Origin of the sequence: Leifsonia shinshuensis, from assembly GCF_014217625.1 — a bacterium.
Taxonomy (GTDB): Bacteria; Actinomycetota; Actinomycetes; order Actinomycetales; family Microbacteriaceae; genus Leifsonia; species Leifsonia shinshuensis_A.
On record NZ_CP043641.1, the window covers coordinates 143706 to 163566 of the forward strand.

Here is a 19861-nt window from a genome sequence, read left to right on the forward strand (position 1 = left end):
GTGGAACTCTATGGTCTGATGTCGACACTGCTCAGGAGGAAACCGTGACCATCAGACTTCTCGGCCGTTCGGCCGCCGCGCTGGCAGCGGCCGGCGCGCTCGTGCTGACCGGCTGCAGCAGCCCCGACGCGCCCTCGAAAGCGGACGCCTCGGCCATCGTCACGACGAACGGCAGCGAGCCGCAGAATCCGCTCGTCCCGACCAACACCAACGAGGCCGGTGGCGGGAAGATCATCGACGCGGTCTTCTCCGGCCTCCTCGCGTACCAGGCCGACGGGAGGCCGGTCAACGACGTCGCCCGGTCGATCGAGACGAGCGACTCCCAGCACTTCGTCATCACGATCAACGAGGACCGCACCTTCAGCAACGGCGAGAAGGTCACCTCGCGTTCGTTCGTCGACGCCTGGAACCACGGGGCGAAGAAGTCCAACGCCCAGCTCCTGAACTCGTTCTTCGAAGACATCGAGGGCTTCTCCGGCGACGAGGACACCGAGCTCTCCGGCCTCACGGTCGTCAGCGACACCGAGTTCACCGTCGACCTGAAGACTCCGGTGTCCGACTTCCCGCTCCGTCTCGGCTTCTCCGCGTTCTACCCGCTGCCGAGCGTCGCCTTCGAGGACATGACGGCCTTCGGCGCCCACCCGATCGGGAACGGCCCGTACAAGCTCGCCGGCGACACGGCGTGGAAGCACGACGAGAGCATCGACCTCGTCGCGAACCCCGCGTACACGGGCCCGCGCACGGCGAAGAACGGCGGCCTCCGCATCGTGTTCTACGCCTCGCTGGAGTCCGCCTACGCCGACCTGCGATCCGGGACGCTCGACGTCCTCGACGCGATCCCCGACACCGAGCTCGCGACGTTCGAGAAGGACCTCGACGGCCGGGCGGTCAACCAGCCGGCCGCGGTCTTCCAGAACTTCGCCATCCCGGAGCGGATCGCGCACTTCGCGGGCGAGGAGGGCCGGCTCCGTCGCGAGGCCATCTCGCTGGCGATCGATCGGGCCGAGATCACGAAGGTCATCTTCGACGGCACCCGGACCCCCGCCAAGGACTTCACATCGCCGGTCATCCCGGGATGGTCCGGGAAGCTGGCCGGGGCGGGCGTGCTCGACCACGACGCGAAGAAGGCCAAGAAGCTCTGGGCCGACGCCGACAAGCTCTCGCCGTGGACCGGCACGTTCGCCATCGCCTACAACGCCGACGGCGGACACAAGGCCTGGGTCGACGCCGTCGCGAACAACCTGAAGAACACCCTCGGCGTCGACGCGAAGGGCGAGGCGTCGCCGACGTTCGCTCAGCTGCGCACGTCGATCACGGAGCGCACCATCGACTCGGCGTTCCGCGCCGGCTGGCAGGGCGACTACCCGGGGCTGCTGACCTTCCTCCGTCCGGTCTACGGCACGGGCGCGCTCTCCAACGATTCCGAGTACGCGAACCCGGAGTTCGACGCGCTGCTCGCGAAGGGTCTCGCGGAGCCGGACGTGGAGGCCGCGGACGCCGAATTCCGGGCCGCGCAGGAGCTCCTGCTGCGCGACCTGCCGGCGATCCCGCTCTGGTACCAGAACGTCACCGGCGGCTACAGCGAGGCCGTCTCGGATGTGCGCTTCGGCTGGAACTCCGTCCCGCTCTACGAGCAGATCATCAAGAAGTCCGCGCACTGACACCGATGATCCGTTTCCTGGGCTTCCGGGTTCTGCAGGCCGTCCCCGTCCTGCTGGGCACGACGCGGCTGATCTACTTCCTGGTGTTCGCCCTGCCCGGGGATCCGGTCGCCGCGCTGTTCGGCGACCGCACGCCCAGTGCCGCGGTGCTGGCCGAGCTGCGGAGCCGCTACCTGCTGGATCAGCCGTTCCTCGTCCAGTACCTGAACTACCTCGGCGGCGTCCTGCGCGGAGACTTCGGGACGTCGTTCTCCGGCGAGCCGGTGAGCGAGATCCTGGCCCGCACGTTCCCGGTCACGCTGCGGCTGGCGTTGCTCGCGCTCGCGATCGAGATGGTGGTCGGCATCGGGGTGGGGCTCGTGAGCGGGCTGAGGAAGGGCCGGCTCTTCGACGCGAGCGCGCTGGTGGTGAGCCTGCTGCTGATCTCCGTGCCCATCTTCGTGATCGCGTTCGTGCTCCAGTACGTGTTCGGGATCTGGCTGGGCTGGACCCGGCCGACCGCGGGCCCTGGCGCCCCGCTCCAGGACCTCGTGCTCCCGGCGATCGCGATGGCGGCGATCAGCGTCGCCCAGGTCGTCCGGCTGACGCGCTCGTCGGTCATCGACACGAACGGGATGGACTTCGTCCGCGTCGCAGCGGCCAAGGGGCTGCCGCGACGCCGGATCGTGCCGGTCCACGTGCTGCGCAACTCGCTCATCCCCGTGGTCACCTTCCTCGCGACGGACTTCGGTGTGATGCTCGTCGGCGCGACGGTGACGGAGGGCATCTTCAACGTCCCCGGCGTCGGCCGCACGCTCTACCAGGCGATCATCCGGGGCGAGGGGCCGACGGTGGTCTCGTTCGTGACGGTGATGGTCCTGCTCTACCTCGTCGTCAACCTCATCGTGGACCTCCTGTACGCGGTGCTCGACCCGAGGATCCGCTATGCCTCGTGACGCTCGCGCCACCCTCTGGTCGGACGCCTGGGACGACCTGCGCCGCCGGCCGATGTTCTGGTGCTCGGTCGTCCTCATCGTCGTGATCGCCGCCGTCGCGCTGCTCCCCGGGCTGTTCGCATCGGCCGCGCCGAACAACGACTGCCTGCTCGCGAACAGCAACGGCGGCCCGGCGCCGGGCCACCCGCTCGGGTTCACCAAGCAGGGCTGCGACGTCTACTCCCGGATCGTCCACGGGGCAGGCACCTCGCTGTCCGTCGGCGTCCTCTCGACCGCGCTCATGGCGGCCCTCGGTGTCGTGTTCGGCGCGCTGGCGGGGTTCTATGGCGGCTGGATCGACGCCGTCCTGTCGCGGGTCGGCGACATCTTCTTCTCGATCCCGTATGTCCTGGCGGCCGTCGTGATCATGTCCGTCTTCGCGAAGTTCGCGAACGTCTGGGTCATCTCGCTCGCGATCGGCGTCTTCGCGTGGCCGGCGACCGCGCGCGTGCTCCGGGCGGAAGTGCTCCGCGTGAAGACCGCCGACCACGTGCTGGCGGCGACGGCCATCGGGCTGTCGCGGTTCCGCATCCTGCTGCGGCACGTGCTGCCCAACTCGATCGCGCCGGTCATCGTGGTGACGACGCTGTCGCTCGCGGGGGCCATCGTCGCGGAGGCCACGCTGTCGTTCCTCGGCGTCGGCCTGCCGAGCGACGTGATGTCGTGGGGCAACGACATCAGCCAGGCGCAGGGCGACATCCGCACGGCCCCCCAGACGCTCGTCTACCCGTCCGTCGCGCTCTCGGTCACCGTCCTGAGCTTCATCATGCTCGGCGAGGTGGTCAGGGGCGCGCTCGACCCGAAGGCGAGGGCACGCCGATGAACGCTCCACGCGAAGCCGCAGGGGCCACCCCGCTCCTCGTCGTCTCCGGCCTCCGCGTCGGCTTCCCGGCCCGCGGCGGCGTCTCGACCGCTGTCGACGGCGTGGACCTGACCATCCACCGCGGCGAGACGGTCGCGATCGTCGGCGAGTCGGGCTCGGGCAAGTCCACGACCGCGCAGGCCATCATCGGGCTCCTGCCCGGTACGGGCCGGGTCCTCGGCGGTTCGATCGAGCTCGACGGCGTCGACCTCACGGCACTCGGGCGGCGAGAGCTGGAGGCCGTCCGCGGCCGCGAGATCGGCTTCGTTCCGCAGGATCCGATGGCGAGCCTCAACCCGGTCTGGAGCGTGGGCTTCCAGGTGGAGGAGGCGATCCGGGCGAACGGTGTCGCCTCCGGCCGCCGGGCGGTGCGCGCGAAGGCCGTCGAAGTGCTGGAGCGGGCCGGGCTCGCCGACGCGGAGAAGCGGCTCCGGCAGTACCCGCACCAGTTCTCAGGCGGGATGCGCCAGCGCGCGCTGATCGGGATCGCCCTCTCCGGCGACCCGAAGCTGCTGATCGCCGACGAACCCACCTCCGCGCTCGACGTCACTGTGCAGCGCGGCATCCTGGACCACCTCGCCGCGCTGACCCGCGAGCTCGGCACGACCGTGCTCCTGATCACCCACGACCTCGGCCTCGCGGCCGAGCGCGCCGACCGCGTGCTGGTGATGCACGGCGGGCGGGTGGTGGAGTCCGGCCCGAGCCGCGAGGTCCTGCAGAGTCCCGCGCATCCGTACACGCGCCGGCTGGTGGAGGCCGCCCCGGGCGTCGGAGCCGGCCGGGGTATGTGGGCCGGCCGGGGCGTGTGGGCGGCCCCGGTGCGGACGAGCGACCGCCGGCTCGCCGCCGCTGCCGAGCCGACCCCGGCGATCGCGGTCAGCGGCCTCACCAAGGTCTACCGCCTTCGCGGCGGCCGGGCGTCGACCGTCACCGCGGTGGACGGCGTGAGCTTCGAGGTGCCGAAAGGCACGACGACCGCACTCGTGGGCGAGTCGGGCTCCGGCAAGTCGACCGTCGCGAAGCTGGTCCTGCGCCTGGAGGAGCCCACGGGTGGTCGCATCGCCGTCGACGGCCGGGACACCGCAGCGCTGAGCCGCCGCGAGCTCTTCGCGCTCCGCCGCCGGCTGCAGCCCGTGTTCCAGGACCCGTACGCCTCGCTCGACCCGCTGCGCAGCGTCGGCGCCAGCATCGCGGAGCCGCTGGCCGTGCACCGCGTCGGCGACCGGGAGTCCCGCCGCGGCCGCGTCGCCGAGCTCCTCGACCGGGTCGCGCTGCCCGCGGCGTTCGCGGCGCGCTATCCGAACGAGCTCTCCGGCGGCCAGCGCCAGCGCGTCGCCATCGCACGCGCGCTGGCGCTGAACCCGGACATCGTGGTGCTGGACGAGGCGGTGTCCGCGCTCGACGTGCTGGTCCAGGCGCAGGTGCTCGACCTCCTGGCCGAGCTGCAGGAGGGGCTGGGACTGACCTACCTCTTCATCACGCACGACCTCGCGGTGGTGCGGCAGATCGCGGACGACGTCTGCGTGATGCGCAAGGGCGTCCTGGTGGAGCGCGGCACGACGGCGGAGGTGTTCACGTCGCCGCGTGAGGAGTACACCCGCGCACTGCTCGACGCGATCCCGGGAGCGGCCGTCCCGCTCGCCTGACCGCCCATTCACGGCAGTGCCTCGCCACTGGGATAGAATGGACCGTTCCCCTTTTTCTTTCTGACGAGAGTCGAGCCTTCACGCATGTCCGAGAACGCCGTCGCCCACCGCGACGATCTGCGCAACGTCGCGATCGTCGCCCACGTCGACCACGGCAAGACCACGCTGGTCGACGCCATGCTGCGGCAGACCAACTCGTTCGGCGACCACGAGCACGTCGAAGAGCGTGCCATGGACTCCAACGAGCTGGAGCGTGAGAAGGGCATCACGATCCTCGCCAAGAACACGGCGATCTCCTACAAGGGCAAGCACGCCGCCAACGGCCCGATCACCATCAACGTGATCGACACCCCGGGTCACGCCGACTTCGGCGGCGAGGTCGAGCGCGGCCTGTCGATGGTCGACGGCGTCGTCCTGCTCGTGGACGCGTCCGAGGGCCCGCTGCCGCAGACCCGCTTCGTCCTGCGCAAGGCGCTGGAGGCCAAGCTCCCGGTCATCCTGCTCGTCAACAAGACCGACCGTCCCGACGCCCGCATCGAGGCCGTCGTGCACGAGAGCCAGGACCTCCTCCTCGGCCTCGCGAGCGACCTGGCCGACGATGTCCCCGACCTCGACCTCGACGCGATCCTCGACGTTCCGGTGGTGTACGCCTCCGGGCGCAACGGCGCCGCGAGCCTGAACCGTCCCGAGAACGGCGAGCTGCCCGACAACGGCGACCTCGAGCCGCTCTTCGACGCCATCCTCACCCACATCCCGGCGCCGACCTACGACCCCGAGGCCCCGCTGCAGGCGCACGTCACCAACCTCGACGCCTCGCCGTTCCTCGGCCGCCTCGCGCTGCTGCGCATCTTCAACGGCACGCTCAAGAAGGGCCAGACGGTCGCCTGGGTGCGTCACGACGGCGATGTGCACAACGTGCGCGTCACCGAGCTGATGATCACCAAGGCTCTGGACCGCTACCCGGCCGAGAGCGCAGGCCCGGGCGACATCGTCGCCGTCGCCGGCTTCGCCGACATCATGATCGGCGACACCCTCGCCGACCCGGACGACATCCGCCCGCTCCCGCTGATCCACGTGGACGACCCCGCCATCTCCATGACGATCGGGACCAACACGTCCCCGCTGGTCGGCAAGGTCAAGGGGCACAAGCTCACCGCCCGCATGGTCAAGGACCGTCTCGACCGGGAGCTCATCGGAAACGTGTCGCTGCGCGTGCTCGACATCGGCCGCCCCGACGCCTGGGAGGTGCAGGGGCGCGGTGAGCTCGCCCTCGCCATCCTCGTCGAGCAGATGCGCCGCGAAGGCTACGAGCTGACCGTCGGCAAGCCGCAGGTGGTCACCAAGAAGGTCGACGGCAAGACGTACGAGCCGTTCGAGCACCTCACGATCGACGTGCCGGAGGAGTACCTCGGCGCGATCACGCAGCTCCTCGCCGCCCGCAAGGGCCGGATGGAGAACATGGCGAACCACGGCACCGGCTGGGTCCGCATGGAGTTCATCGTCCCGTCGCGCGGCCTCATCGGCTTCCGCACCGAGTTCCTCACGATCAGCCGCGGCACCGGCATCGCGAACGCGATCTCGCACGGCTACGACGAGTGGGCCGGTCAGATCATCACGCGCAGCAACGGCTCGATCGTGGCCGACCGCTCCGGCGTGGTGACCCCGTTCGCCATCATCGCCCTGCAGGAGCGCATGACCTTCTTCGTGAACCCCACCGAGGAGGTCTACGAGGGCATGGTCATCGGCGAGAACTCGCGCGCCGACGACATGGACGTGAACATCACCAAGGAGAAGAAGCTCACCAACATGCGCTCCTCCACGGCCGACACGTTCGAGTCGATGACGCCGTCCCGTCAGCTCACGCTGGAGGAGTGCCTGGAGTTCGCCCGCGAGGACGAGTGCGTGGAGGTCACCCCGGAGGCCGTGCGCATCCGCAAGGTCGAGCTCGACGCGACCGCCCGCGGCCGTGCCGCGGCGCGCCTGAAGCGCCAGGACGCCTGAGCCGTCGCTCCGGCTCCACGGCGCGCATAATCGACTCATGAGACGTTCGCGCCTGCTCGCGCTGCCGGTCGCGGCCCTCCTCCTGCTGGGGGCCGCGCCCGCGCTCGCCGGGTGCAGCTTCCAGACGGTCGTCAAGAACGTCACCGGAGGCAACGTCGACCTCGGCGGCAACAAGGTGCCGTCCGACTTCCCGACGTCGGTGCCGCTCTACAAGGGCGCCGTCGTGTTCGGCGCGGGTGTCGGCAGCGGCCACGGCAAGGTCTGGAACGTGACCGTCAAGGTCACGGACGCGCAGGCGTACACGGACATCGCCAAGCAGCTCACCGACGCCGGCTTCGACGGCCAGTTCGGCGCGCAGGGACCGGACGGCGGAGGCACCGGCACGTTCGCGAACGACCAGTACGGCGTCCTGGTCGTGGTCAGCGACGCGGGCAGCAACGGCTGGGTGGCCACCTACTCGGTGTCGCGCGCTGCGGTGCAGACGCCGGCTCCGACGGCGACCCCCTAAGCACCCACGCACATTCGTGACGAATGTCGCGAAACGCGTCGCGTTTCCCGCGATTCGTGACGAATGTGGACGTGGCCGCTCGTGGCGATTCGTGACGAATGTCGCGGAAGGCGTCGCGTATCGCGCGATTCGTGACGAATGTGCGGGGCGGTTACGCGAAGAGCGGCGCGCCCACGTAGGAGCCTTCGCGTGCGCCCGGCGGCACCGCGAACACGGCGGAGCCGACGTGCTTGAGGTATTCGTTCATCAGGTCGTTCTTCGCGAGCCGGTTCTGGATGGGGATGAACTGCTTCCGCGGGTCGCGCTGGAATGCGATGAAGAAGAGTCCCGCGTTCAGCCGCCCGAGGTCGTCGTTGCCGTCCACGAAGTTGTAGCCGCGGCGCAGCAACTGCGCGCCGTCGTTCATCGTCGGGTGCGCGAGGCGCACGTGCGAGTCGGGGTCGATCTTGGTGCCGCCCGCCGTGGAGAGCGCGAGGAAGTTCGGCTCGGTGAACTCGGTGCCGCCGGACAGCGGCGCGCCCTCGCCCTTGTCGCGGCCCACGATGCGCTCCTGCTCGCCGAGCTGCTGGCGGTCCCAGGTCTCGATGACCATGCGGATCTTCCGCGCCACCAGGTACGAGCCGCCGTGCATCCACGCCGCGCCGTCGCCGCCGTCCGCCCAGACCTGGTCGTTCACGACCGACGAGTCCTCGGCCTTGATGTTCGCGGTGCCGTCCTTGAAGCCGAACAGGTTGCGGGCCGTGGTCTGGCTGCGGGAGGTGGACGACGTGCGCCCGAAGCCGAGCTGCGACCACCGGATGGCGGCCCGGCCGAACGCGATGCGGGACAGATTGCGGATGGCGTGCACAGCCACCTGCGGGTCCTCGCTGCACGCCTGCACGCACAGGTCGCCGCCGGTGTAGCTGTCGAGCAGAGCGTCGCCGGGGAAGTGCGGGAGGTCGACCAGCGCGGCCGGCCGCTTGCCCGCGATCCCGAACCGGTCGACGCCGTCGACGGTCCTGAACAGGGTCGGACCGAAGCCGAAGGTGAGCGTGAGGCCGCCGGGCGGCAGGTCGAGCGCCTCGCCGGTGTCGTCCGGGGGAGCGTCCGACGGGCCGGAGGCAGGGCCGTACTTCCCGGCGGGTTTGCCCTGGGTCATCCGCGCGGCGGCGACGGTCCAGTCCCGCAGCAGCTCGATCAGGCCGTCCCGGTCGAGTCCGGGCGCGACGTCGAACGCGGCGAAGTGCAGGCGGTCCTGGGTGGGCGTGACGATGCCCGCCTGGTTCGCGCCGTAGAACGGGTACGTCGCGACGGTGGGGGAGGCGGTGACCGCGTGGCCCACGGCCGCTCCTGCTCCGAAGCCCACGACGCCGGCGCCGACCGCCGCGCCCGCGAGGCCCAGCATCCCGCGCCGGGACAGGCCGGACCGCCCGCCGCCCTCCTCGGGCGTCGGGCGGTCTGTTGAGGTGGTGTCGTCGGTCACCGCTACTTGACCAGGATCGAGGTGAGCTGGCTGAGCGGCTCGCTCAGCGCGTTGACCGAGTCGGAGAGCTCCTTGACCTGGGCGGTCGTGAGCTGCGTGTAGCTCACGTAGCCGTCGCCCTCCTTGTACTGCGCGAGGAGCTTGTCGATCGTCGCGAACTCGCCGTCCAGCTTCGACGCCGCGCTCTTACCGGTCGCGCCCTTCTGGAGCAGCACCGCGCGCACGTTGCCGTAGGCGACCTCCGCGCCCTCGACGTTGGCCTTGAAGTCCCACAGGTCGGTGTGCGAGAAGGTCTCCTCCTCGCCCGTGATCTTGCTGCGCGAGACCTCCTCCATCAGGCCGCTGGCGCCGTTGGAGATCTGGTCGAGGCTGAGGGTGAAGTCCTTCGCGTAGACGAGGTCGTAGAGCCGCTGGGTGTCGGCGACGAGCTGGTCGCCGAGGGCCTTGCGGCCGGCGGCGTCGGAGGCCGTGAACCCGGCGGGCGCCCACAGGTCCTTCTCGATGCGGTGCCAGCCGGTCCAGTCCTGGCCCTGCTCGAGGTCGGCCTCGCGGAGGTCGAGCGCCGGGTCGATGTCGCCGAACTGCTCGGCGGTCGGCTCGATCCGCTCGTAGAACGACCGCGCGGCGGGGTACTGGGCGCGCGCTGCCGCGTCGTCGCCGGCCTCGTAGGCCGCGGCGAACGTCTTGGTGGCGGTCAGCAGCTGGCCGGTCTGGTCCTTGACGTAGCTGACGTAGTTGGTCACGGCCTGCGCGACCTGCTTGCTCTCGCTCGCGGACTTCGTGTCGCCGGCGCCCTTGGTCACGGTGAACGCCGCCAGCGAGGTCGGGTTGCCGACCATCCCCTTCTTGCAGGCGGTGAAGTAGCTGCCTTCGGCGAGCTGCACGACGTAGTTGACCGTGGTGCCCGGGCCGATGTTCTCCTTCTCGCCGGCGATCCGCAGCTTGTCCGGCGCGAGCACCTCGAACTCGTTGACGTCGGCGCCCGTGTTGGTGACCTGGAAGGTGATCGGGCCGGCGGGCGCCGTCGCGGTCTTCACCGTGCAGGAGCTGTCGGTCAGCGTGACCTCGATGGCCTCCGCCGTGGCGACGGCCTTGTTGGGGACGCAGCCGGTGAGGGCGAGCGCGACGGCGGCGGCGCCGGCCAGGGAGCCGGCGATCGGGCCGAGGTGACGGAGTCGGGGCATGGCGATGCTGTGCTTTCTGCTCTGTGGATGCTGTGTGGAGCGCGGCGGGGCCGCGGATCAGGAGTGGACGGGCGTCCGCGGGGCCGGGGCGGACGGGGCCGCGGTGGTCTGCGCCGGCCGGGCGTGCGACGCGCGGTGCTGGCGCACGTAGAAGAACGCCACGACCACGATGTAGCCGACCCAGGCGATCACCTGGAACCAGGTGGGCGACGGGTTGAAGTTGAGGATGCCGGCGAGTGCCGTGCCGTACCAGCTCGACGCCGGGATGATGCCGCTGATGTCGTAGGCGTGGATGCCGGCGCCGGGGATGACGCCCGCCTCCTGCAGGTCGCCGATGCCGTACGCGAGCACGCCGCCCGCGACGAGGATGAGGAACGCGCCCGTCCAGGTGAAGAACGATCCGAGGTTGATCTTGACCATGCCGCGGTAGAGCAGGAAGCCCAGCACCGCCGCCGTGACGAGACCCAGGACCGCGCCGATGACCGGCTCCCAGCCGCCGCCGATGCTGGCGACGGTGGCCCAGACGAACAGCGCCGTCTCGATTCCCTCGCGGCCCACGCTCAGCATGGCGAGGATCACGACGCCCCAGCCCGCCCCGACGAGCACGGAGTCGAGCTTGCCCTGGAGAGTGGACTTCATGCTGCGGGCGGTCTTGCCCATCCAGAAGATCATCCAGGTGACGAAGCCGACCGCGATGAGCGACAGCGTGCCTCCGACGATCTCCTGCGCCTCGAAGCTGAGACCGTAGGGGCCCCAGGTGAGCAGCGCCCCGATCCCGAGCGGCACGACGAGCGCGATGCCGACGCCGATCCACAGCTTGGAGAGGACGTCCGTGCGCCCGACCTTGACCACGTACGCGACGAGGATGGTGACGATGAGCGCCATTTCGAGGCCTTCGCGGAGGCCGATCAGGTAGTTCGCGAGCACAGAGGACCTTCGGATCGTCAGGTGGGGGATGTTGGTAAGGCTAACCTTACCTGCTCGACTCTAGAACACGTCCGGCCGATGTGTCCAGCTAGGATTCGAGCATGCTGAGCCGGATCGTCAACGCCGTCCTCCTGGTCGTCGCCGGAGCGGTGGTCGGCGGGATCGGGACGGTCGCGCAGCAGATCACCGTCACCTGGGGCGTGACCGTCCCGCTCGGGCTGATCGGCTCGCTGCTCTGCTTCACGGCCCTCCTGGTCGGTCTGCGGCTGCTCGGCGGCTCGCGCTGGCCGGCGCTGTGCGCGGCGCTCGGGGCGATCGTCGTCATCCTGCTTTTCACCCAGCAGAGCCCGGGCGGCTCGGTGCTGATCCCGAACAACCTGATCGGGCAGATCTGGCTGGTCGGGCCGATCCTCATCGCCGCGGTCGTCGTCGCGTGGCCGGACGTGCGCGGCGCCACGGCCGCCCGCGAGCGCCGGGCCTCCGCCTGAGCGCCGCGGCCTCGCGCCGAACGTCCTAAGCTAGGGGAGTAGCCTCCCGCCGTCCGAAGGGAACCGGAACCCAGTGACCTACGTCATCGCCCTCCCGTGCGTCGATGTGAAAGACCGCGCCTGCATCGACGAGTGTCCCGTCGACTGCATCTACGAGGGCGAGCGCTCGCTGTACATCCACCCCGACGAATGCGTCGACTGCGGCGCGTGCGAGCCGGTGTGTCCGGTGGAGGCGATCTACTACGAGGACGACCTCCCCGAGGAGTGGGCCGACTACTACAAGGCCAACGTGGAGTTCTTCGACGACATCGGCTCGCCCGGCGGCGCCGCCAAGGTGGGCGTCATCGCGAAGGACCACCCGCTGATCTCCGCCCTGCCTCCGCAGGCGCACTGACGTGGCGCGCTGACGTGGCGCTCGGAGAGCTGCCCGACTACCCCTGGGACCTGATGGCGCCGTACGCGGCGCGCGCCAGGGCGGCCGTGCCGTTCGGCGACGAGTCGGGGATCGTCGACCTCTCGATCGGCTCCCCGGTCGACCCGACGCCCGCGCTGATCCGCGACGCGCTCGCCGAGGCGACCGATGCGCACGCCTACCCGCAGACCGTCGGCACGCCCGCGCTCCGCGAGGCGATCGCCGCGTGGTTCGACCGCAGGCGCGGCGTCCCCGGTCTCGCGCCGGAGGATGTCCTCCCGACCATCGGCTCCAAGGAGCTGGTCGCCTTCCTGCCGTTCTTCCTCGGGCTGGGCGACGGGGACGCCGTCGTGCATCCCCGCGCCGCCTACCCGACCTACGCGATCGGCGCCGCGTTCGCCGGCGCGGAGGCCGTGGCGAGCGACGACCCGGCCGAGTGGCCGGAGAACACCCGCCTGGTCTGGCTGAACAGCCCCGGCAACCCCGACGGCCGGGTGCTGACAGTCGACGAGCTGCGCGCGGCCGTGACCCGCGCCAGGGAGCTGGGGGCCGTCGTGGCCGGCGACGAATGCTACGCCGAGCTCGGCTGGGACGCGCCGTGGGATGCCGCGCCGACCCCCAGCGTGCTCGACCCGCGCGTGGTCGGCGACGACCGCAGCGGCGTCCTCGCGGTCTACTCGCTCAGCAAGCAGTCGAACCTCGCCGGCTACCGGGCCGCGTTCATCGCCGGCGACCGTGCGCTGATCGCCCGGCTCACCACCGTGCGCAAGCACGCCGGGCTCATGCTGCCCTCCCCGTTGCAGGCCGCGATGGTCGTCGCGCTCGGCGACGACGCACACGTGGCCGAGCAGCGCGAGCGCTACCGGGCTCGGCGCGAACTGCTGAAGCCGGCCCTGGAGGCCGCGGGCTTCCGCGTCGACCGCAGCGAGGCCGGGCTGTACCTCTGGGCGACCGAGGGACGCGACGCCTGGGAGAGCATCGGCCGGCTCGCCGACCTCGGCATCCTGGCCGGTCCCGGCGTCTTCTACGGCGACCACTACCCGGAGCACGTGCGGCTGTCGCTGACGGCTTCGGACGAGCGGATCGCAGCGGCGGCCTCGCGCTTGCGCGCCTTTGGAGACACCCTCTAAAGGACCTTCCCCGCCTTTGCCCGATGCGACAGTTGCCGCACGGGTTGGCTAGGCTGTACCAGCACGGCTTCACTGCGGCGTCGACACGATCGGCACGCGAAGCACCCCAATCCCACCCCAGGAGGCGTTGTGAGCGGACTCGGCACCGAGCAGGCCGGCACCGAGCAGGCCGGCACCGAGCAGACCGGTGCGGCGCAGCCGCAGACCGAGCAGCGCGGTCCCGCCCAGGAGGCCGCCGTCGCGGAGCTGCGCTATCCCGGCGGCGTCGCGGAGTTCCCGATCCTGCCGAGCACGCAGGGCGCGTCGAGCATCGACCTCTCCAGCCTGACCAAGCAGACCGGGCTCACCAGCCTCGACTACGGCTTCGTCAACACCGCCGCCACGCGGTCGGCGATCACCTACATCGACGGCGACGCGGGCATCCTGCGGTACCGCGGCTACCCGATCGAGCAGGTCGCGGAGAACTCGACCTTCCTCGAGGTGGCCTGGCTGCTCATCCACGGCGAGCTGCCGACGCCGGCAGAGCTGGCGGAGTTCGACGAGAAGATCCGCCGCCACACGCTGCTGCACGAGGACCTGCGCCGCTTCTTCAGCGCCCTCCCGCACGACGCGCACCCGATGTCGGTGCTCTCCAGCGCCGTCTCGGCGCTGTCGACCTTCTACCAGGACTCGCTCAGCGTCAGCGACCCGGAGCAGGTGGAGCTCTCGACCGTCCGCCTCCTCGCCAAGCTCCCCGTGATCGCGGCCTACGCGCACAAGAAGAGCATCGGCCAGGCGTTCCTCTACCCGGACAACTCGTTGAGCTTCGTGGACAACTTCCTGCGGCTCAACTTCGGCACGCTGGCCGAGCCGTACGAGGTGAACCCGGTGCTCTCGCGGGCGCTCGAGCGCCTGCTCATCCTGCATGAGGACCACGAGCAGAACGCCTCCACCTCGACCGTCCGCCTCGTCGGCTCCACGCAGGCGAACCTGTTCGCCTCGGTCTCGGCCGGCATCAACGCGCTCTACGGCCCGCTGCACGGCGGCGCCAACGAGGCCGTCCTCCAGATGCTCGCGAACATCCGCGACTCCGGCGAGAGCGTGCAGAAGTTCGTGGAGCGGGTGAAGAACAAGGAGTCCGGCGTCAAGCTCATGGGCTTCGGGCACCGGGTCTACAAGAACTTCGACCCGCGCGCCAAGCTCGTCAAGCAGTCCGCCGACGAGGTGCTGGCCGCCCTCGGCGTGCACGACCCGCTGCTCGACATCGCGAAGGAGCTCGAGGAGGTCGCGCTCGCGGACCAGTACTTCGTGGACCGCCGCCTCTACCCGAACGTCGACTTCTACACCGGCGTGATCTACAAGGCGATGGGCTTCCCGACCCGGATGTTCACCGTCCTGTTCGCGATCGGCCGCCTCCCGGGCTGGATCGCCCACTGGCGCGAGATGACGCAGGACCCGAGCACCAAGATCGGCCGCCCGCAGCAGCTCTACGTCGGCGACGGCGAGCGCAACTGGCCGACCGCGCGCTGAACGGACGACTCCGCCGCCGTCACGGCTTCAGCGTGAGCGTCTGATCCGCCGCCGCGCGGACGGCCTTCGCCGTGAACGGCCACGGCCGGGTCTGCCCGACCGCCCACAGCCGCGCCTGATCGGCGTAGTGGGAGTCGAACGCGTGGCCTGACGCGCCCGTGAGGTTGATCCAGGTGCTGCGGTCGAAGTCGCCGAGGTCGACCACCATCCGCATCGACGGAGCGCGGTCCACCTGGTAGCCGACCGAGGCGTCCCAGCCGGTGGCGTCCACGACGCTCGACCCGCCGCCGAGCGGATACGGCCCGCGGTTGAACAGCCACTCGATCGGCGCGACACCGGAGGACCCGAAGGACGCGTTGGTGAGCTCCAGCGTGTGCAGGCGGTCCCAGCGCCAGCCTTTCGGGTCGCCGCCGAGCATGCCCTGGGTCTCTTTCCAGGCCTGGTTCGCCGCGTACTCGATCATGTCGTCCCGGTCGAGCGTGCCGAGCCTGCTGTCCGCCCACCACGCGGAGTCCGGCTGCTTCACGAGGTTCTGGACGACCTGGAACCAGCGGTCGCCGCCGGCCGGCTGCGCGTCCGCCGGGATCTTGCGGCCGAACGCGTCCGCCAGCAGGTCCTTCCAGAACACTGCGTAGTACGCGGCTGCGGCGCTGTCGCCGTCGTCGTGGTAGTTCCAGCCGCGCAGCAGCGCCGCTCCCTTGGCGGCGCCCGTGGTCTGGTCGGCCTTCTCGCCCACGGCGACGATCAACGGGGCGAGCGTGGCCGCACTGGCGTCGTAGGTGTCGGCCTGGATGGCGGACATGTCCTTCGATGTCACCTTGTGTCCCGCGTCGAGGAGCTTCGTCAGGCGCAGCTGGATCTGGTTGGCCCGGTAGCCGGCATCCCAGTCCCGCGTGATCATCGCGGGGAAGTCCGCGCCGACGGCGGCGTTGTTGGCCGTCACGATGTACCCGCTCGGCGGGTTGAGGATGCTCGGGAGCTGATCGTAGGGGATCGTGCCGACCCAGCCGTACTCGCTGGTCCAGCCGGGCTCCGGCATCGTTCCGTCGCCCTTCGCCCGGATCGGGATGAGGCCGGGGGCCTGGTAGCCGATGTTGCCGTCCACGTCGGCGTAGAGCAGGTTCTGCGACGGCACCTGGAACGAGGCGGCCGCCGCGCGGAAGCTCGTCCAGTCGTGGGCGGTGTCGAAGGCGAAGATCGCGTTCGCCGTTGGACCGGGCGTCAGCGCCGTCCACTGCAGGGAGAGCTGGAACTGCTGTGCAGGGACGCCGAACTTGCCCGCCTGGTCCTTCGCGATCGCCTCGTAGCCGTCGCTGAGGTCGGTGATGATCGGGCCGTGCCGGGTCGAGCGCACCGTGATCCGGACGTCCGGGCCTCCGGCGACCTTGATCGTCTCGTGCCGGATCGTGAGCGGCACCTGCGCGCCGTCGTACTCGTAGGTGTCGCCGGTGACCTTCTCGACGTAGAGGTCGGCGACATCCGGTCCCAGGTTGGTGAATCCCCAGGCGATCCTCGCGTTGTGCCCGATGATGACGCCCGGGAGTCCCGAGAAGCTGAAGCCGGCGACGTCGAACGGGCAGGCGGCGTCGACGACCGCGCAGTGCAGGCCGATCTGGTACCAGACCGAGGGCATCACCACGCCGAGGTGCGGGTCGTTGGCGAGCAGTGGCTTGCCGGTCGCGGTGTGGGCGCCGGAGACGACCCAGGAGTTGGAGCCGATGTCGTCGCCGGCCGGGCCCATCAGGGTGGGGAGGGCGTCGAGGCTGGCGGCGACCTGCTCCAGCCGGTTCTGATACTGCGCGGTGGGCACGTCGGCGAGGGCTGCCGTCGCGTCCGCGTCGTCCGCGGAGGCGGAGGCGGAGGCCTTCGACCCGGCCGGTGCAGCGTCCGGCGTCACCGTCGTGGGCGACCCGCCGCCGAGCGAGGTGATCGTCGGCCGCGCGCTGTAGTCGTAGGCGGGATGCAGCTCGGCGACCTGCTGGGGCGTCAGCTTGGTGGACAGGAGCGCGCGGTCGATCTCGTCCTCCAGGTTGGAGCGCAGGTCCCACGCCATCGCCTTGAGCCAGGCGACCGAGTCGGCGGGTGTCCACTTCGCCGGGTGGTACCCGGGGTTCTGGATGCCGAGGACCGCGTACTCCAGCGACAGCTCCGCCCCGGAGTGCGCGGCCAGGTAGGCGTTCACGCCGTCGGCGTAGTCCTGGTAGTAGCGCAGCGAGGTCTTGTCGAGCTGCTTCACCTCCTGCTCGGCGACCTGCCGCCAGCCGAGCGTGCGGATGAATGTGTCGGTCGGGATCTGGCTGGCCCCGAACAACTCGGAGAGCCGGCCGGAGGTGACGTGCCGGCGGAAGTCCATCTCCCAGAACCGGTCCTGCGCGTGCACGTAGCCCTGCGCGCGGAACAGGTCGTCGGCGGTGCGTGCCGTGATCTGCGGGACGCCGGCGGAGTCGCGCAGGACGGTCACCGGCGCGGTCAGGCTGCTGAGCGTCAGCGAGCCGGAGGTCTGCGGGAACGACCGGGTGACCGTCCACACCGCGAGGCCGCCGGCCAGGAGGGCGAGGACGAGCAGCACGGCGAGGGTGACTCCGAGGGTCCGCAGCACGCGATGGTGCAGCCGCAGCCGGGGAGTGTCGTCGCCCACGTCGCCCTCCCGTCGGATCCGCCGGGACGTCGCGCCCGCGTCTTCGGACTCTAACCCACGCGGGTGTCGTATCGAAGAGGAATCACGCGCTCGGAAGTCAGCGGGAGGTCAGCGCCGCCCAGGCCATCCGCTCCAGCACCGGGCGCACCGAGGCGTCGGCGGTGTGCGCCGCGCCGACCCGCGCGGAGTGCGGGGTGGAGTTGATCAGGCCGAACGTCGCCTGCACGCGCACGCGCAGCTCGTCGTCGGCGAGCGACGGGTGCAGCTCGCCGAGCACGCGCATCCACAGCTCGATGTAGCGGCGCTGCAGGGTGCGCACCGCCCGGCGGTCCTCGGGGGCGAGGGCGTCGAGGTCGCGGTCCTGCACGCGGATGGTGTCGGCCTCGGTCAGCGCGAAGTCCACGTGGAAGGCGATCAGGCCGCGCAGAGCGCCCGCGGGGTCGGCGGCCTCCCGCACGACACCGTCGCCGCCGTCGAGGAGGTTCTCACTGACGCCGATCAGGAGGGCGGCGAGAACGGCCTGCTTGGAAGCGAAGTGCCGGTAGACGGCCGGGCCGCTGACGCCGGCGGCGGCGCCGAGGTCTTCGATCGAGACGCCGTTGAAGCCGCGCTCGGCGAACTTGCCCGCTGCGGCCTCCAGCAGCGCTGCGCGCCGGTCGGCCTTCGCCTGACTGCGCTGGGTCGGGCGGGCGAGCGGATCCGCCGGTACGGTCTCGGTCATCTCGATGGGACTCCCAGGTGCTGGGCTGGACATTCGGGTTAACGAACACTAACCTAAATTCGAGTTAGTGACCACTAACTCATGTCGATGAGGACACAGGAGCACGATGCCTGCCCTGAGCACGATGCCCGACCCGAGCACCACCGGTCCGAACGCGCCGGCCGGGAACGACGCAGCACGGAACGACGCCGCCCAGCGCGCGCTGGTCGCCGACCTCCGCGAGCGCCTGGCCGTCGCGGCCGCCGGCGGCCCCGAGCGCGCCCGCGAACGTCACGTCGCCCGCGGCAAGCTGCTGCCGCGCGACCGCATCGACGCCCTCCTGGACGAGGGCAGCCCGTTCCTCGAGATCGCTCCGCTGGCCGCGACCGGGATGTACGGCGACGAGAGCCCGGCCGCCGGCGTCATCGCCGGCATCGGCATCGTCGAGGGCCGGCACGTGTTGATCGTCTGCAACGACGCCACGGTCAAGGGCGGCACCTACTATCCGATGACCGTCAAGAAGCACCTCCGGGCGCAGGAGATCGCGCTGGAGAACCACCTCCCGTGCGTCTACCTGGTCGACTCGGGAGGCGCGTTCCTGCCGATGCAGGACGAGGTATTCCCCGACCGCGACCACTTCGGCCGCATCTTCTACAACCAGTCGCGGCTGTCGGCGGCGAAGATCCCGCAGATCGCCGCGGTGCTCGGCTCGTGCACCGCGGGCGGCGCCTACGTCCCCGCGATGAGCGACGAGACGGTCATCGTCCGCAACCAGGGCACGATCTTCCTGGGCGGGCCTCCGCTGGTGAAGGCCGCGATCGGCGAGATCGTCACGGCCGAGGAGCTCGGCGGCGGCGACCTGCACGCCCGCACCTCCGGCGTCGTGGACCACCTGGCGGAGGACGACGAGCACGCGCTCGGGATCGTCCGCGAGATCGTGGCGACCCTCCCGCCGCCCGCGACGCCCGCCTGGGAGGTGCTGGCCACCCGCGCGGCCATCGCCGACCAGGAGGAGCTCTACGGCGTCGTCCCGGTCGACGTGCAGGCGCCGTACGACGTGCACGAGGTCATCTCCCGGCTGGTCGACGCGGGGGAGTTCAGCGAGTTCAAGCCCGACTACGGCACCACCCTGGTCACCGGCTTCGCTCACCTCCACGGACATCCGATCGGCATCGTCGCCAACAACGGCGTGCTGTTCAGCGAGTCGGCCCTGAAGGGCGCGCACTTCATCGAGCTGTGCGACCAGCGTGGCATCCCGCTGGTGTTCCTGCAGAACATCTCCGGCTTCATGGTCGGCCGCGACTACGAGGCGGGCGGTATCGCGAAGAACGGCGCGAAGATGGTGACCGCCGTGGCCACCACCCGTGTGCCGAAGCTCACCGTCGTGATCGGCGGCTCGTTCGGCGCGGGCAACTACTCGATGTGCGGACGGGCGTACTCGCCGCGGTTCCTCTGGATGTGGCCGGCCTCCCGCATCTCGGTGATGGGCGGCCAGCAGGCGGCCAGCGTGCTCGCCACGGTCAAGCGCGACCAGCTCGACGCCCGCGGAGAGGAGTGGAGCGCCGAGGACGAGGCGGCCTTCCGCGCGCCGATCGCCGCGCAGTACGAGGACCAGGGCAACCCCTATTACTCGACCGCCCGGCTGTGGGACGACGGCGTGATCGACCCGGCCGACACCCGCACGGTGCTGGGGCTCGCGCTCGACGTCTGCTCCCGCGCTCCGCTGCCCGACACGGCCTTCGGCCTCTTCCGGATGTGA

At 70.5% G+C, this 19861-nt stretch carries 16 protein-coding genes; 11 read left to right on the forward strand and 5 right to left on the reverse strand.

Annotated features, from left to right (window positions below):
- Positions 1–44: 44 nt before the first annotated feature.
- From F1C12_RS00740 to F1C12_RS00765, 6 genes are all read left to right on the forward strand, one after another.
- Positions 45–1661, forward strand: coding sequence for a peptide ABC transporter substrate-binding protein (locus F1C12_RS00740; protein WP_185276984.1), 1617 nt, complete (start codon positions 45–47; stop codon positions 1659–1661).
- A 5-nt stretch (positions 1662–1666) separates the two neighbouring features.
- On the forward strand, positions 1667–2596 hold the full coding sequence (locus tag F1C12_RS00745) for an ABC transporter permease (protein WP_185276985.1): 930 nt from the start codon (positions 1667–1669) through the stop codon (positions 2594–2596).
- Positions 2586–3458: an ABC transporter permease gene (locus F1C12_RS00750; RefSeq protein ID WP_185276986.1), complete on the forward strand. Its 873-nt coding sequence runs from the start codon at positions 2586–2588 to the stop codon at positions 3456–3458. The genes F1C12_RS00745 and F1C12_RS00750 overlap by 11 nt, the downstream gene beginning before the upstream one ends.
- Positions 3455–5143, forward strand: coding sequence for a dipeptide ABC transporter ATP-binding protein (locus F1C12_RS00755; RefSeq protein ID WP_185276987.1), 1689 nt, complete (start codon positions 3455–3457; stop codon positions 5141–5143). Before F1C12_RS00750 ends, F1C12_RS00755 begins: the two co-directional genes overlap by 4 nt.
- Before the next feature lie 84 nt (positions 5144–5227).
- Positions 5228–7144: a translational GTPase TypA gene (typA, locus tag F1C12_RS00760; protein ID WP_185276988.1), complete on the forward strand. Its 1917-nt coding sequence runs from the start codon at positions 5228–5230 to the stop codon at positions 7142–7144.
- A 37-nt stretch (positions 7145–7181) separates the two neighbouring features.
- Positions 7182–7652 carry a hypothetical protein gene (locus F1C12_RS00765; protein WP_185276989.1) on the forward strand — a complete coding sequence of 157 codons (471 nt, stop codon included), beginning with the start codon at positions 7182–7184 and terminating at the stop codon, positions 7650–7652.
- Positions 7653–7803: 151 nt separating this feature from the next.
- Here the strand turns inward: F1C12_RS00765 and efeB are convergent, their stop codons facing one another.
- The 3 genes from efeB to efeU form a co-directional block, all read right to left on the reverse strand.
- Complete coding sequence (gene efeB / locus F1C12_RS00770) at positions 7804–9036, reverse strand: iron uptake transporter deferrochelatase/peroxidase subunit (protein ID WP_374939566.1); 1233 nt, start codon at positions 9034–9036, stop codon at positions 7804–7806.
- Between the two features lie 80 nt (positions 9037–9116).
- Entirely contained in the window at positions 9117–10298 is a 1182-nt protein-coding gene (efeO, locus tag F1C12_RS00775) for an iron uptake system protein EfeO (protein WP_185276991.1), read from the reverse strand.
- 57 nt (positions 10299–10355) lie between these two features.
- Positions 10356–11225: an iron uptake transporter permease EfeU gene (efeU, locus tag F1C12_RS00780; protein WP_185276992.1), complete on the reverse strand. Its 870-nt coding sequence runs from the start codon at positions 11223–11225 to the stop codon at positions 10356–10358.
- Positions 11226–11326: 101 nt separating this feature from the next.
- Between efeU and F1C12_RS00785 the strand changes: the two genes are divergently transcribed.
- The 4 genes from F1C12_RS00785 to F1C12_RS00800 all read left to right on the forward strand — a co-directional run bounded on the left by F1C12_RS00785 (position 11327) and on the right by F1C12_RS00800 (position 14764).
- On the forward strand, positions 11327–11713 hold the full coding sequence (locus F1C12_RS00785) for a DUF6113 family protein (RefSeq protein ID WP_185276993.1): 387 nt from the start codon (positions 11327–11329) through the stop codon (positions 11711–11713).
- Between the two features lie 73 nt (positions 11714–11786).
- Positions 11787–12107 carry a ferredoxin gene (gene fdxA, locus F1C12_RS00790; RefSeq protein WP_185276994.1) on the forward strand — a complete coding sequence of 107 codons (321 nt, stop codon included), beginning with the start codon at positions 11787–11789 and terminating at the stop codon, positions 12105–12107.
- A 14-nt stretch (positions 12108–12121) separates the two neighbouring features.
- Positions 12122–13255, forward strand: coding sequence for a succinyldiaminopimelate transaminase (gene dapC, locus F1C12_RS00795; RefSeq protein WP_185276995.1), 1134 nt, complete (start codon positions 12122–12124; stop codon positions 13253–13255).
- Positions 13256–13501: 246 nt separating this feature from the next.
- Positions 13502–14764 (forward strand): citrate synthase, encoded by a 1263-nt coding sequence (locus tag F1C12_RS00800; protein ID WP_185278705.1) that lies wholly within the window; start codon positions 13502–13504, stop codon positions 14762–14764.
- Between the two features lie 19 nt (positions 14765–14783).
- Here the strand turns inward: F1C12_RS00800 and F1C12_RS00805 are convergent, their stop codons facing one another.
- Both F1C12_RS00805 and F1C12_RS00810 read right to left on the reverse strand, forming a co-directional pair.
- The gene (locus F1C12_RS00805) at positions 14784–17402 is read right to left on the reverse strand and encodes a penicillin acylase family protein (protein WP_185276996.1); all 2619 of its coding nucleotides are present in this window, start codon (positions 17400–17402) and stop codon (positions 14784–14786) included.
- A gap of 97 nt (positions 17403–17499) precedes the next feature.
- Positions 17500–18123 (reverse strand): SACE_7040 family transcriptional regulator, encoded by a 624-nt coding sequence (locus tag F1C12_RS00810; protein WP_185276997.1) that lies wholly within the window; start codon positions 18121–18123, stop codon positions 17500–17502.
- Positions 18124–18247: 124 nt separating this feature from the next.
- Between F1C12_RS00810 and F1C12_RS00815 the strand changes: the two genes are divergently transcribed.
- Positions 18248–19861 (forward strand): carboxyl transferase domain-containing protein, encoded by a 1614-nt coding sequence (locus F1C12_RS00815; protein WP_374939567.1) that lies wholly within the window; start codon positions 18248–18250, stop codon positions 19859–19861.

Bases quoted from the DNA above. Each gene is read 5' to 3' on its own strand.
- F1C12_RS00745 (WP_185276985.1), top strand. From the start codon at position 1,667: ATGATCCGTTTCCTGGGCTTCCGGGTTCTGCAGGCCGTCCCCGTCCTG.
- F1C12_RS00750 (WP_185276986.1), top strand. From the start codon at position 2,586: ATGCCTCGTGACGCTCGCGCCACCCTCTGGTCGGACGCCTGGGACGAC.
- F1C12_RS00755 (WP_185276987.1), top strand. From the start codon at position 3,455: ATGAACGCTCCACGCGAAGCCGCAGGGGCCACCCCGCTCCTCGTCGTC.
- typA (WP_185276988.1), top strand. From the start codon at position 5,228: ATGTCCGAGAACGCCGTCGCCCACCGCGACGATCTGCGCAACGTCGCG.
- F1C12_RS00765 (WP_185276989.1), top strand. From the start codon at position 7,182: ATGAGACGTTCGCGCCTGCTCGCGCTGCCGGTCGCGGCCCTCCTCCTG.
- efeB (WP_374939566.1), bottom strand. From the start codon at position 9,036: ATGCTGGGCCTCGCGGGCGCGGCGGTCGGCGCCGGCGTCGTGGGCTTC.
- efeO (WP_185276991.1), bottom strand. From the start codon at position 10,298: ATGCCCCGACTCCGTCACCTCGGCCCGATCGCCGGCTCCCTGGCCGGC.
- F1C12_RS00785 (WP_185276993.1), top strand. From the start codon at position 11,327: ATGCTGAGCCGGATCGTCAACGCCGTCCTCCTGGTCGTCGCCGGAGCG.
- F1C12_RS00810 (WP_185276997.1), bottom strand. From the start codon at position 18,123: ATGACCGAGACCGTACCGGCGGATCCGCTCGCCCGCCCGACCCAGCGC.
- F1C12_RS00815 (WP_374939567.1), top strand. From the start codon at position 18,248: ATGCCCGACCCGAGCACCACCGGTCCGAACGCGCCGGCCGGGAACGAC.